Below are 12,018 nucleotides of genomic sequence, written 5' to 3'. Positions count from 1 at the left end.
GGCAGCGCCATCCAGCCCAGCGGCAGGAACAGGTAGCCGTATGCCTGCGGCACCGTATCGGCGATCTGGTTCGTGCCCTCATAGATCATCGTGATGGCGACATAGAGGATGACCAGCAGGCCGACCCAGGCGATCCAGCGATGCTTGTCCAGCAGGCGCGCGATCAGCGTCGCGGCCACACCCATCAGCACCACCGAGAAGGCGAGGCCGATGATGAGGATATAGGGATGGTCCTTGGCCGCGCCGGCCACGGCCAGCACGTTGTCGAGGCTCATCGAGACGTCGGCGACCAGGATCTGGATGATCGCCTGCTTCAGCGTCTTGCGCGGCGGACCGCCGGGCTCGCCCTCAAGCGCATCCACGCCTTCCTGTTCCGCATGGCTGCCGCCGCTGCGCAGCTCGCGGTACATCTTCCAGCAGACCCAGAGCAGCAGCACGCCGCCGGCCAGCACGATGCCGACGATGGACAGCAGCTGCACGGTGATCGAGGCGAAGGCAATGCGCATCACCGTCGCGGCGATGATGCCCCAGAAGATCGCCTTGCGGCGCTGCTCGGCGGGCAGGCCGGCCGCCGCCATGCCGACCACGATCGCATTGTCGCCGGCCAGCACAATGTCGATGAAGAGGACCTGCCCGAGCGCAACGAGCTCTGGTCCAAATGAAGAAAAATCCATGTTTCGCAGTATCCATCCCGCTTCGGCGCCGCTAATGCCACGTTCTGCGGGAGACTTGTCAACCGCCTGCTTGGCGCGCGATGAGACGCTCGCTCAATCGCGCATGGAATTCGGTCGATGGTCCCCCGCTACAGCCGTCCTGAAATGGTGGCAATCTGGTCACCCGAGACGCGGTTCCGGATCTGGTTCGAGATCGAGGCGCTGGCGGCGGAGGCCATGGCGGAGCTTGGCACCATCCCGGCCGAGGCCGCGCAGGCGATCCGCCGTGGCGGCGACGCCAAGGTCGCCGCGATCAGTGCGGCCGACCTGGAGCGCATCGATGCGATCGAGCGCGAGACGCGGCACGACGTCATCGCCTTCCTGACCTGGCTGGGCGAGGGAATCGGTCCGGAAGCCCGCTTCCTGCACCAGGGCATGACCAGCAGCGACGTGCTGGACACCTGCCTGGCCGTGCAGATGACGCGCGCCGCGGACCTGCTGATCGCCGATGTCGACGCGCTGCTCCAGGCGCTGCGCGACAGGGCGGAGGAGCATCGGCATACGCCGACCATCGGCCGCAGCCACGGCATCCATGCGGAGCCCACCACCTTCGGCCTGAAGCTGCTCGGCCACTATGCTGAATTCCAGCGCAACCGCGCCCGGCTGGTGGCGGCGCGGGCGGAGGTCGCCACCTGCGCCATCAGCGGCCCGGTGGGCACCTTCGCCAGTGTCGATCCTCGCGTCGAAGCCCATGTCGCGGCGAAGCTCGGCCTGGCGGTGGAGCCGGTCTCCACCCAGGTGATCCCGCGCGATCGCCACGCCGCCTTCTTCTGCGCCCTGGCCGTGGTCGCCAGCAGCGTGGAGCGCCTGGCTGTCGAGGTGCGCCACCTGCAGCGCAGCGAGGTGCGGGAGGCGGAGGAATTCTTCCATGCCGGGCAGAAGGGCAGCAGCGCCATGCCCCATAAGCGCAACCCGGTGCTGTCCGAGAATCTGACCGGCCTAGCCCGCCTGGTACGCGGCTATGCCATGCCGGCGCTGGAGAATGTGGCGCTGTGGCATGAGCGGGATATCAGCCATAGCAGCGTGGAGCGGGTGATCGGGCCGGATGCCACCATTACCCTGGATTTCGCTCTGATGCGCCTGACCGGCATGATGGCCAAGCTCACCATCTATCCGCGCCGGATGGAGGAGAACCTGGCCAGCCTGGGCGGCGTGGTGCATTCGCAGAAGGTCCTGCTGGCGCTGACCCAGGCCGGGCTGAGCCGCGAGGCCGCCTATGCCGCCGTGCAGCGCGCCGCCATGGCCACCTGGCAGGCGCTGGGACAGCCGGGTGCCCGGGACTTCCGCGCCAATCTCCTCGCCGATCCGGAGGTGGCGGGCCATATGGATGCTGCCTCGCTGGAAGCCGCCATGGATCCGGCGCGGGACTTCGTCCATGTCGACAATACATTCCGGCGAGTCCTCGGATAAAGCGCCGGCTCGCGAGGGCGTCATCGCCAGAATGACGTTTTGCCCAGGTCTCGCCACAAGCAATGCCTAGGTAGCATTGAACGACAAGGAGGTCGGTCACATGAGTCTCCTGGCAAGAATTCTGCCAATGGCCGCTGGCGCCGCGCTTCTGGCTTTTGCCGGGGCTGCCCCGGCCTCGGCCAAGGTGGTCGGCCCGCTCAGCGAACAGCCGGGCCTCGTTGGGCCGGTCATGGAGCAGCCGGGCGTGGTACTGGTGGATGGCTGGCATCGCGGCCGCCGCCACCACGGCCCGCCGCCCCGCCACTGGCGCGGCCCGCCGCCCCGATATTACCGCGGCCCGCCGCCGCGCTACTATGGCCCGCCGCCGGTCTACTACGCACCGCCGCCGGTCTATTATGCGCCGCCGCCGCGCTATTACCGGCCGCCCCCGCCGCCGGGCGTCGGGCTCTACTTCCGCTTCTGAGGGTGCTGCCTGCCGCGTGTGTACCGTCGCGCTCCTCAGGCGGCCGGGCGCCGCCTGGCCGCTGATCCTGGCGGCTAACCGCGACGAAAGGCTCGACCGGGCCTGGCTTGCGCCGGCCGGGCATTGGCCGGATCGGCCCGGGGTGGTGGGCGGCCTGGATCGCAGCGCGGGCGGCACCTGGATGGCGCTGGGCCCAGGCGGGGTGGTGGCCGCGGCGCTCAACCGGCCGGGCAGCCTGGGGCCGGCGGAAGGCAAGGCCTCCCGCGGGCTGTTGCCGCTTGAAGCGGCTGAGGCCTCCTCGGCCGAGGCCGCCGTGGCGCGGCTGGCCGCGCGCGATGCCGGGGCTTGGCGCCCCTTCAACCTGGTGATCGCCGATGCGGCATCCGCCTTCTTCCTGCGCGGCCTGGGCCATGGCCGGCCGGAGCCAGTGCCACTGGCCGAGGGGCTGACCATGGTCACGGCCCACGATCCGAACGACCTGGACAGCCCGCGCATCCGCCGCCACCTGCCGCGTTTTCGCCAGGCCCCCGTACCCGATCCCGACCGCGGCGACTGGCACGCCTGGGAAGACCTGCTGGCGGATGACGGCTTCGGCGAGGCCGGCATCGCCGAGGCGCTGTGCGTGCCGCGCGTGCGCGGCTTCGGCACCGTCTGCGCCAGCCTAATGGCGCTTTCGCCCGGCGCGCGGCACTGGCGCTTCTGCCCCGCCCCGCCCGGCCGCGCCCCCTTCCACGACCTGCCCCTTCCGGCGGCCGGCTGACCGGCACGCATCGCGGACTTGCGGCCCTGGCGTGGCGGTGCCGTGCGGGCCCTGCTATAGCACGCCCAGATACCAGGCCGCCGCGGCCTGCCGTCCCGCTCGACCATTCCTTGGCCGCGCGGCAGTCGAGGAGTTCCAGCACCATGGCGCGCCGCCGTCAGCTCTACGAGGGCAAAGCCAAGATCCTGTTCGAGGGCCCGGAGCCGGGCACCCTGGTGCAGTACTTCAAGGACGACGCCACCGCCTTCAACGCGCAGAAGAAGGGCACGATCACCGGCAAGGGCGTGCTCAACAACCGCATCAGCGAATACCTGATGATGAAGCTGGCCGAGATGGGCATCCCCACCCATTTCATCCGCCGGCTGAACATGCGCGAGCAGCTGATCCGCGAAGTCGAGATCATCCCGCTGGAAGTCGTGATCCGCAATGTCGCGGCCGGCAGCCTGGCCACGCGCCTCGGCATCCAGGAAGGCACCCGCCTGCCTCGCTCGATCCTGGAATACTACTACAAGAACGATGCGCTCGGCGATCCGATGGTGTCCGAGGAGCATATCACCTGCTTCGGCTGGGCCTCGACCCAGGACCTGGACGACATGGTCGCCCTGGCGTTGCGGGTGAACGACTTCCTGACCGGGCTCTTCCTCGGCGTCGGCATCACCCTGGTGGACTTCAAGCTGGAATTCGGCCGGCTGTACGAGAATGACGAGATGCGCATCGTCCTGGCCGACGAGATCAGCCCGGACAATTGCCGCCTCTGGGACGTCAAGACCGGCGAGAAGATGGACAAGGACCGCTTCCGCCGCGATCTCGGCAAGGTCGAGGAGGGCTACCAGGAGGTGGCCAAGCGCCTGGGCATCCTGCCGGAGGCGGGGGTGCGGGACATGAAGGGTCCGGAGACGGTCCAGTGAAGGCCCGTGTGACCATCATGCCGAAGAACGGCGTTCTGGACCCGCAGGGCAAGGCGATTGGCCATGCGCTGGAAGGCCTCGGCTTCTCCGGCGTGGCCGAGGTGCGGGCCGGCAAGGTGATCGAGCTGGAGCTGGCCGAAACCGACCCCGCCAAGGCCCAGGCCGCGGCGGAGGACATGGCGCGGCGCCTGCTGGCCAATACCGTGATTGAGTCCTTCCGGGTCGAGCTCGCCTGAGCCAGCCATGGTGAAGGTCTCGCTCCTCGTCATGCTGGTGCTGACGGTGCTGATCGCCATGGGCCTGCGCTGGCGCGAGCAGCGCCTACCGGCGGTGGCGAGCCAGAAGCGGCTGGGCCTGGTGGCGCGGGGCAAGAAGGGGCTGGACCGCTGGGTGACGGCCGCGGCGCTGGCCGCCGTGGTCACGCTGGGGGTCGCTGGCGGCCTGCACTGGCTGCGGGTCTGGCTGGAATAGCGGCCGGAGCGATCGATGCAGGAGCTGCTGGAGCTGCTGATCGAACTCTTTGCGCGGCTCGGCAGACCCATCCTTCGCCCGCTCTGGGGCAATCGGCCGCAGGGGCTGCTCTTCGGCTTCGCCTGCTGGCTTCTCGGCCTTCTCATCGTCCTGGCCATCCTGGCCGGGCTGGTCCTCTGGATATTCTGGTGACTCCATGAAATCCGCGATCATCGTCTTTCCGGGCACCAACCGCGAACGCGACATGGCGATCGCGCTGGAACGGGTCAGCGGCCGCAAGCCGGCCATGGTCTTCCACCGCGAAACCGCCCTGCCGGCGGGGGTCGACCTGGTGGTGCTGCCGGGCGGCTTCAGCCATGGCGACTATCTGCGCTGCGGCGCCATGGCGGCGCAGTCGCCCATCATGCGCGCGGTGCGGGATTTCGCGGCCGCCGGCGGGCTGGTGCTGGGCGTCTGCAACGGCTTCCAGATCCTGACCGAGGCGGGGCTGCTGCCCGGCGCCCTGCTGCGCAATGCGACGCTGCGCTTCCTGTCCATGGACTGCCACATGCGGGTGGAGCGTGCGGACACGCCCTTCACCAGCCACTGGCAGAAGGGCGCCGTCTTCCGCTCTCCCATGGCGCATGGCGACGGCAACTACTTCTGCGATGACGAGACCCTGGCCCGGCTGAACGGCGAGGGCCTGGTCGCCTTCCGCTATGCGACGCCCGAGGGCGCCATCACCGCCGCCGCCAACCGCAATGGGGCGCGCGACCATATCGCCGGCATCCTCTCCCCCAACCTGCGCATCTGCGGCCTGATGCCGCATCCGGAGGATCTGGTGGATCCGCTGATGGGCGGCACGGACGGGCTGCCGCTGTTCACCAGCCTGCTCGATTCGCTCGCCACCGCCTGACCTGGGCCTCGCCCAACCCGGAGCCTCCGTCACGATGCAGCTTCTGCCCGCCGAACGCGCCGCCCAGCTTTCCGCCGAATTCGGCCTGAAGCCCGATGAATATGAGCGCGTGCTGTCGATCCTCGGCCGCTCCCCCTCGCTCACCGAGCTCGGCATCTTCTCGGTGATGTGGAGCGAGCACTGCTCCTACAAATCCTCCCGCGTCTGGCTGAAGACGCTGCCGACCAAGGCGCCCTGGGTGATCCATGGGCCGGGCGAGAATGCCGGGGTGATCGACATCGGCGACGGGCTGGCCGCCATCTTCAAGATGGAAAGCCACAACCACCCGAGCTTCATCGAGCCCTACCAGGGTGCCGCCACCGGCGTCGGTGGCATCCTGCGGGATGTCTTCACCATGGGGGCACGGCCCATCGCGAACCTGAACGCGCTGCGCTTCGGCAGTCCCGATGCGCCGAAGATGAAGCGGGTGATCGACGGCGTGGTGCGCGGCATCGGCGGCTACGGCAATTGCGTCGGCGTGCCGACCGTGGGCGGCGAGGTGAATTTCCACCCGGCCTATAACGGCAATCCGCTGGTCAATGCGATGACGGTGGGCATCGCGCCCCGCGACCGCATCTTCCTCAGCGCCGCGGCGGGGCTGGGCAATCCGGTGGTCTATGTCGGCTCCAAGACCGGGCGCGACGGCATCCACGGCGCCACCATGGCCTCCACCGAATTTTCCGCGGACTCGGAGGAGAAGCGGCCGACCGTACAGATCGGCGACCCCTTCACCGAAAAGCTGCTGATCGAGGCCTGCCTGGAGCTGATGGCGACCGACATGATCGTCGCCATCCAGGACATGGGCGCGGCGGGCCTGACCAGCAGCAGCGTGGAAATGGCCGGCAAGGGCGGCGTGGGCATCGAGCTGGTGATGGACAATGTCCCCCAGCGCGAAGTCGGCATGACGGCCTATGAGATGATGCTCTCCGAATCCCAGGAGCGCATGCTGATGATCCTGAAGCCCGGCCGGGAAGCCGAGGCCGAGGCCATCTTCCACAAATGGGAGCTGGACTTCGCGGTCATCGGGCACCTGACCGACACGGGCCGCATCGTCATCCGGCACAAGGGGGAGATCGAGGCCGATATCCCCCTCGCGCCGCTTGAATCCGAGGCGCCGCTGTATCGCCGCCCGACCGCGGAGACGCCGAAGCAGCCGGTGCTGGCCGCCGCCGACCTGGCCGATCCCATCGGCCCGCTGCCGGCGCTCGAAAAGCTGGTCGGCAGCCTGGACCTGTGTTCCCGCCGCTGGATCTGGGACCAGTATGACAGCACCGTCGGCGGCCAGACGGTGAAGCGCCCGGGCGGCGCCGATGCGGCCGTGGTGAAGCTGGAGGGGCTGAAGCGGGCGCTGGCCATGACCACGGATTGCACGCCGCGCTACTGCCAGGCGGACCCCGAGGCCGGCGGCGCCCAGGCGGTGGCGGAGGCCTGGCGCAACCTGACCGCCGTCGGCGCCCGGCCGCTGGCCATCACCGACAACATGAACTTCGGCAATCCGGAAAAACCCGAGATCATGGGCCAGTTCGCCGCCGCCGTGCGCGGCATGGGCGCGGCCTGCCTCGCGCTGGATTTCCCGGTCGTGAGCGGCAATGTCTCGCTCTATAACGAGACCCAGGGCCGCGGCATCCTGCCCACCCCGGCGATCGGCGGTGTCGGCGTGCTGGAGGATGCGGCCCAGGCCGTCGGCCTCGCCCTGCAGCCGGGGCTCGACCTGGTGCTGGTCGGCGACACCCAGGGCTGGCTCGGCCAGTCGCTCTGGCTGCGCGAGATCTTGGGCCGGGAGCGAGGCGCCCCCCCGCCGGTGGACCTGGGGGCAGAGCGCCGCAACGGCGATTTCGTCCGCGCCCGCATCCTGGCCGGCGAGGTGGCGGCCTGCCACGACCTGGCCGATGGCGGGCTGCTGGTGGCGGTGGCCGAAATGGCGATGGGCGGCGGCACCGGCGCGACGCTGGCCGCCCCGCCCGCAGGCCAGGCCACGCAGGGCTGGTGGTTCGGCGAGGACCAGGCGCGCTACCTGCTGGCGGTGCAGGACGGCGCGGCGCTGCTGGAAGCGGCCCGACAGGCCGGCGTGCCTGCGGCCGTGGTGGGGCGCAGCGGCGGAAGGGACTTGGTTCTCGCCGATGGCTCCTCCATATCGGTGGCAAGGCTGGCGGAGACCCATGAGGCGACGCTGCCGGCGCTGATGAACGGGGAAGCTGGCTGATGGCGATGGATTCGGCGGAAATCGCGGCCCTGATCAAGGCCGCCCTTCCGGATGCCGTGGTGACGATCGAGGATCTGGCGGGGGATGGCGACCACTACGCCGCCACCGTCGTTTCCTCCGCCTTCAAGGGCATCAGCCGCGTGAAGCAGCACCAGATCGTCTATGCCGCGCTGCAGGGCCGGATGGGGGGTGTGCTGCACGCCCTGGCGCTGCAGACCTCCGCCCCCGATTGAAGATTCTTCCGAGCAGGGACCGACCGACATGAGCAACCCCGTCTTCGACCGCATCCAGGCCGACATCTCCGCCAACCCGGTGGTGCTCTTCATGAAGGGCACGCCGGTCTTCCCGCAATGCGGCTTCTCGGCACGTGTGGTGCAGATCCTTTCCCACGTCGGCGTGCCCTTCAAGGGCGTGAACGTGCTGGAGGACATGGAAATCCGCGAGGGCATCAAGGCCTTCGCCAATTGGCCGACCATCCCGCAGCTCTATGTGAAGGGCGAGTTCGTCGGCGGCTGCGACATCGTGACGGAGATGTTCCAGTCGGGCGAGCTGCAGACGCTGCTCGAGGACAATGGCGTGATGCCGAAGGCCACCGCCTGATCCTTCCTGCCGGCTGATGATGCAGCTGGGGTTGGCGCCGTCTGTTGCCTGGGTGGACGGGGCGCCGGTTGCGCCCTTCCTGTCCAACGGGCCCCATCTGCTGTTTGCCGTGCAGTGGCCGATCCGGCGGCTCGGCACGCCATCCGAGGTCGCCTCGGCCCGGCTGATCACCTCGGACGGCAGCTTCCCGCTGCCGCTGGCCTCCGGCGAAACCTGCCTGGCCGACGGCGCCTGCGAGGCGGCGCCGGGGCCCGCGGTGCTGGCCCTGGCGCTGCATCGGCCTGGGCCACCGGCGCCGGACAGGGTCGTCTTCCTGAGCGGCGACTCACGCCCGAAGGATGCGCATGTGGGGGAGGCGCTGCGGGCCGCGCTGGATCCCTACCTGACGGGCGCGTTCGAAAATGAAGGCTCCGCCTTCGGCATCCCGCCCGAGGAAGCCCTGCCGCGCAGTTTTGCGGAGCGGCAGGACTGGCTGCAGGGGGTGATCGACTCGGCGGAGGCACCGCGACGCCTTATCCTGATGGGGCGCTCCTCCGGCGCCCGGATCGCGAGCCTGCTGGCCGATTCCCGCCCGATCCGCGCCCTGGTCTGCCTCGGCTACCCCTTCCGCAAGCCCAGCGGGCCGGAGGAGCCGGAGCGCTATGCCCATCTGCCCGGGCTGCAGACGCCGACCCTGATCCTGCAGGGGCTTCGCGATCCCTATGGCGGCGCCGACATCCCTGGCCGCTACCCGCTCTCCGCCAATACGCAGCTGGTCTTGTTCGACACCGATCATGGCTTCCGAGGCGACCCCGGCATCTGGTACCGGGTCGCCCGCGAGATCCTGCTGTTCCTGGGGCACCGCGCCCGGGCGGCGGTCTGAGGCAAGCAAAAAGGCGGAGTCCTGAGACCCCGCCTCGCTAGGCATCGAACCCTTGGGCTCGATCAGCGCGAGTGGAACTTGACACGCCCGCCATGGCGTACGGGCACGCCCTCGGAAGGCGGTGGGGGACCTGCACGCCCGCATCGACGCTCCCACGTCATTACGGCATCCTTTTGTCCCACCTTCGGAGGACAAAGGGTGAGCGGTACTATCACCGTCCATGACGACGACGCCGGACGGCCGGATTACGCCTACCGGACAGCCATGTCGGGCATCTTTTACGACATCCCGTACACTTCGTACCTGCTCGACTACGACCAGCGCGAAGAAAACCCTTGGGCGAGCATCGAGACTTCGTATGGCCTCTATGGCTTCTTCCCCGCCCTAGACACCGTGCGGGTCACCTGGGATGACGGGTCGGCTACTCTCAGGGCTATCAGCTACGTCTTCGCCATCGGTGGCAGTGCGGCTGGCATTGCGTCAGACACCTACACGACCTTCGACGCGCAAGGGCGTACCGAGTCAGTGGTGGTCTTCGTCGAGCGCGCCTATGCAGTCGGGCCGCAGCTTTCAGGTCTCAGCTACAGCCAGACCGAGTACGATCCAGCTACCGGCAACCTGGACTACTCCTATGTGCGCCACATCGACGGTCTGATCGAGGCCAAGGACTTCAACGCCGCCGCGGGCCTGATCGACTATGCCTATTCCGTTTTCGCCAACGGCCGCAGCCTGGCGCAGGACTACGATGCCCAGGGCCGGCTTGACTATGTGGTGGACAGGTTGGCGGATGGTCGGATGATCGTCACCGATTATGACTTGCTGAACCAGCACACCTGGGACAGCTACCAGATCGCCTATAGCGCCTCCGGCCAGATCGACAGCGTGGTGGTGGGTTAGTCCTGGCCGCCTGCATCGACGGCTGGCCGAGCGTAGCCCAGGCGACGCTGGGGGTTAGCGCTACAGCGCTGGTCTTGGCGGGTACTGCGCCACCCTGAGTCCCGGCCGATGCATGTCACCAGCTTCTATCGGAGGTAGAAGGCCAATGACATGGACGCCAGGCCTTCGTCCGCGTCCCGGGGTAGGGGACCGTAGCTGCCGGATGGGGTTGCAGGATCATGCCTGCCGGGCCGCCTTGGGACAGCCATAGGGGCCGCTGCCCTGCCCTGCGCTGGTGGATGCCGGGACTACAGCGCCCCGCCCTGGCCGCACCGCCGGGGCCGCCACGGCCACGCCCCGGGGGCATCCACAGAGGGCGTGGGGGGTGCCACCCGGGGAGGGGGGAGATGTTGTGCGGCGCCCCTATGGATGGCCGTCTCGGACATGCGCATCGAAAATCGGGAAGGGCTGCTTGCCTTAGGCGCAACAATGATCCGCCAAGCTGTACCGTCCTCGATTGGAGAACGCTTGATGAAGCCTGCCCTGCTGGCCGCCCTGGCTTGCCTTGCCTCTTTCTGCGTAATGCCCGCCGTGGGCCAACAGCGATTTCCATCGCCGGAAAGCCCAGCTTTCGCTCATAGATGTGCATCGCTAACTGAAGCACTGACAGCCACGGAGGTGCTCCAAGGCCTCACGCGCGTTACCATCGGCCTATCAACCGGCGAGTTCGCGGCTCGCCAAATGGAGCGTCTTCTCGCCATGGAATTCGTCATCGGAGTGCGGGTGGCGGACTGCTCACCCCACTTCATGGCTGCGCTCCCCGCTGAGTCGAGGCGGCAATACGTCAATGCCGTGCTCACGTTCACTGAGGGAGCTCCGCAAGGGAGCCGACAGGCTGCGCAGGATTGGGCCTTGAGAGGAACCGGACTCGTGATACCCCGCTAGAGGCCGAGAGGGGGACACGTGAGGGGGAGCGCCAATGGCTCACCCCTTGCAAGACATTGAAAAGGCGGAGTTTTTAGGCCCCGCCTCGTTACCCTCAGCGCGAGTAGAACTCGACCACCAGGTTCGGTTCCATCTGCACCGGGTACGGCACGTCGCTCAGCTTCGGCGCGCGCAGGATGCGGCCGCGCATCGCGCGGTGATCGACCTCGATGTATTCCGGCACGTCGCGCTCGCCGGACTGCGCGGCATCCAGCACGCAGGTCAGCTGCTTCGACTTCTCCTTCACCTCGATCACATCCGTGTCCTTCACCAGGTAGGACGGGATGTTCAGGCGCTTGCCGTTCACCAGCACATGGCCGTGGTTCACGAACTGCCGCGCGGCGAAGGGCGTCACCGCCAGCTTCATGCGGTAGATGATGGTGTCCAGCCGGCGCTCCAGGATCTCGATCAGGTTCTCCGAGGTGTCGCCCTTACGGCGCACGGCTTCCTCGTAGTACTTGCGGAACTGCTTCTCGCCGATGTTGCCGTAGTAGCCCTTCAGCTTCTGCTTCGCCATCAGCTGCACGCCGAAGTCGGTCGGCTTCTGCTTGCGGCGCTGCCCGTGCTGGCCGGGGCCGTATTCGCGCTTGGCGATCGGGGACTTGGCACGACCCCAGAGGTTCACGCCGAGGCGGCGGTTGATCTTGTACTTGCTTTCTGCGCGCTTGGTCATGCGCTTCTCCTGCCCGGCGCCCTGGGGGCTGCCGGTTCTTCCTTGTGCCGGCACCCTTGGGGGCATCGCGGCGGGTTGTCCCGGTAGGCCCAAGGCCAGCATGGCCAAGGGCGGGCGCAGGCCCCGAAGGCCTGTCCACGTTCCCGGAAGTGGCGCGGCTA

14 protein-coding genes and 1 pseudogene are annotated in these 12,018 nt (G+C 68.2%); 13 read left to right on the top strand and 2 right to left on the bottom strand.

Annotated features, from left to right (window positions below; translation table 11 throughout):
- Nucleotides 1-47: 47 nt before the first annotated feature.
- Nucleotides 48-674 (bottom strand): annotated as a pseudogene (locus tag J3S20_RS17170) (TerC family protein); the annotation flags it as partial.
- 117 nt (nt 675-791) lie between these two features.
- On the opposite strand from J3S20_RS17170, the gene purB reads away from it, so the two are divergent.
- The 13 genes from purB (at nt 792) to J3S20_RS17105 (ending at nt 10,221) form a co-directional block, all read left to right on the top strand.
- On the top strand, nt 792-2,123 hold the full coding sequence (purB, locus tag J3S20_RS17165) for an adenylosuccinate lyase (RefSeq protein WP_216837740.1): 1,332 nt from the start codon (nt 792-794) through the stop codon (nt 2,121-2,123).
- A gap of 127 nt (nt 2,124-2,250) precedes the next feature.
- The gene (locus J3S20_RS17160) at nt 2,251-2,586 is read left to right on the top strand and encodes a hypothetical protein (protein WP_216837739.1); all 336 of its coding nucleotides are present in this window, start codon (nt 2,251-2,253) and stop codon (nt 2,584-2,586) included.
- Between the two features lie 16 nt (nt 2,587-2,602).
- Nucleotides 2,603-3,346, top strand: a complete 744-nt coding sequence (locus tag J3S20_RS17155; RefSeq protein ID WP_216837738.1) for an NRDE family protein — start codon at nt 2,603-2,605, stop codon at nt 3,344-3,346.
- Nucleotides 3,347-3,489: 143 nt separating this feature from the next.
- Nucleotides 3,490-4,254 carry a phosphoribosylaminoimidazolesuccinocarboxamide synthase gene (purC, locus tag J3S20_RS17150; protein WP_216837737.1) on the top strand — a complete coding sequence of 255 codons (765 nt, stop codon included), beginning with the start codon at nt 3,490-3,492 and terminating at the stop codon, nt 4,252-4,254.
- Entirely contained in the window at nt 4,251-4,490 is a 240-nt protein-coding gene (purS, locus tag J3S20_RS17145; RefSeq protein ID WP_216837736.1) for a phosphoribosylformylglycinamidine synthase subunit PurS, read from the top strand. The genes purC and purS overlap by 4 nt, the downstream gene beginning before the upstream one ends.
- Before the next feature lie 7 nt (nt 4,491-4,497).
- A complete protein-coding gene (locus J3S20_RS17140) occupies nt 4,498-4,725 on the top strand; it encodes a hypothetical protein (protein WP_216837735.1) in 228 nt (75 codons plus the stop codon).
- A 15-nt stretch (nt 4,726-4,740) separates the two neighbouring features.
- Nucleotides 4,741-4,917, top strand: coding sequence for a hypothetical protein (locus tag J3S20_RS17135; protein WP_216837734.1), 177 nt, complete (start codon nt 4,741-4,743; stop codon nt 4,915-4,917).
- 4 nt (nt 4,918-4,921) lie between these two features.
- A complete protein-coding gene (gene purQ / locus J3S20_RS17130) occupies nt 4,922-5,620 on the top strand; it encodes a phosphoribosylformylglycinamidine synthase subunit PurQ (RefSeq protein WP_216837732.1) in 699 nt (232 codons plus the stop codon).
- 34 nt (nt 5,621-5,654) lie between these two features.
- Nucleotides 5,655-7,862 (top strand): phosphoribosylformylglycinamidine synthase subunit PurL, encoded by a 2,208-nt coding sequence (purL, locus tag J3S20_RS17125; protein ID WP_216837731.1) that lies wholly within the window; start codon nt 5,655-5,657, stop codon nt 7,860-7,862.
- Nucleotides 7,862-8,095 carry a BolA family protein gene (locus tag J3S20_RS17120; protein ID WP_216837730.1) on the top strand — a complete coding sequence of 78 codons (234 nt, stop codon included), beginning with the start codon at nt 7,862-7,864 and terminating at the stop codon, nt 8,093-8,095. The genes purL and J3S20_RS17120 overlap by 1 nt, the downstream gene beginning before the upstream one ends.
- 28 nt (nt 8,096-8,123) lie before the next feature.
- Complete coding sequence (grxD, locus tag J3S20_RS17115; RefSeq protein WP_216837729.1) at nt 8,124-8,462, top strand: Grx4 family monothiol glutaredoxin; 339 nt, start codon at nt 8,124-8,126, stop codon at nt 8,460-8,462.
- Nucleotides 8,463-8,478: 16 nt separating this feature from the next.
- Complete coding sequence (locus J3S20_RS17110) at nt 8,479-9,324, top strand: alpha/beta family hydrolase (RefSeq protein ID WP_216837728.1); 846 nt, start codon at nt 8,479-8,481, stop codon at nt 9,322-9,324.
- A 198-nt stretch (nt 9,325-9,522) separates the two neighbouring features.
- Nucleotides 9,523-10,221, top strand: a complete 699-nt coding sequence (locus J3S20_RS17105) for a hypothetical protein (RefSeq protein ID WP_216837727.1) — start codon at nt 9,523-9,525, stop codon at nt 10,219-10,221.
- Between the two features lie 1,018 nt (nt 10,222-11,239).
- On the opposite strand, the gene rpsD is transcribed toward J3S20_RS17105, so the two are convergent.
- Entirely contained in the window at nt 11,240-11,857 is a 618-nt protein-coding gene (gene rpsD / locus J3S20_RS17100) for a 30S ribosomal protein S4 (protein ID WP_216837725.1), read from the bottom strand.
- Nucleotides 11,858-12,018: the final 161 nt, after the last annotated feature.

This window comes from Falsiroseomonas tokyonensis, assembly GCF_019024325.1.
GTDB classification, from domain to species: Bacteria; Pseudomonadota; Alphaproteobacteria; order Acetobacterales; family Acetobacteraceae; genus Falsiroseomonas; species Falsiroseomonas tokyonensis.
The sequence above is the reverse complement of the archived record's forward strand: the minus strand, read 5'-3'. Positions and strand labels throughout refer to the sequence as shown.

What these genes read in the sequence shown, in the direction of transcription:
- J3S20_RS17140 (WP_216837735.1), top strand. Translation starts at nt 4,498, where the DNA reads ATGGTGAAGGTCTCGCTCCTCGTCATGCTGGTGCTGACGGTGCTGATC.
- purQ (WP_216837732.1), top strand. Translation starts at nt 4,922, where the DNA reads ATGAAATCCGCGATCATCGTCTTTCCGGGCACCAACCGCGAACGCGAC.
- grxD (WP_216837729.1), top strand. Translation starts at nt 8,124, where the DNA reads ATGAGCAACCCCGTCTTCGACCGCATCCAGGCCGACATCTCCGCCAAC.
- purB (WP_216837740.1), top strand. Translation starts at nt 792, where the DNA reads ATGGTCCCCCGCTACAGCCGTCCTGAAATGGTGGCAATCTGGTCACCC.
- purL (WP_216837731.1), top strand. Translation starts at nt 5,655, where the DNA reads ATGCAGCTTCTGCCCGCCGAACGCGCCGCCCAGCTTTCCGCCGAATTC.
- rpsD (WP_216837725.1), bottom strand. Translation starts at nt 11,857, where the DNA reads ATGACCAAGCGCGCAGAAAGCAAGTACAAGATCAACCGCCGCCTCGGC.
- purC (WP_216837737.1), top strand. Translation starts at nt 3,490, where the DNA reads ATGGCGCGCCGCCGTCAGCTCTACGAGGGCAAAGCCAAGATCCTGTTC.
- J3S20_RS17160 (WP_216837739.1), top strand. Translation starts at nt 2,251, where the DNA reads ATGGCCGCTGGCGCCGCGCTTCTGGCTTTTGCCGGGGCTGCCCCGGCC.
- J3S20_RS17135 (WP_216837734.1), top strand. Translation starts at nt 4,741, where the DNA reads ATGCAGGAGCTGCTGGAGCTGCTGATCGAACTCTTTGCGCGGCTCGGC.
- J3S20_RS17120 (WP_216837730.1), top strand. Translation starts at nt 7,862, where the DNA reads ATGGCGATGGATTCGGCGGAAATCGCGGCCCTGATCAAGGCCGCCCTT.
- J3S20_RS17110 (WP_216837728.1), top strand. Translation starts at nt 8,479, where the DNA reads ATGATGCAGCTGGGGTTGGCGCCGTCTGTTGCCTGGGTGGACGGGGCG.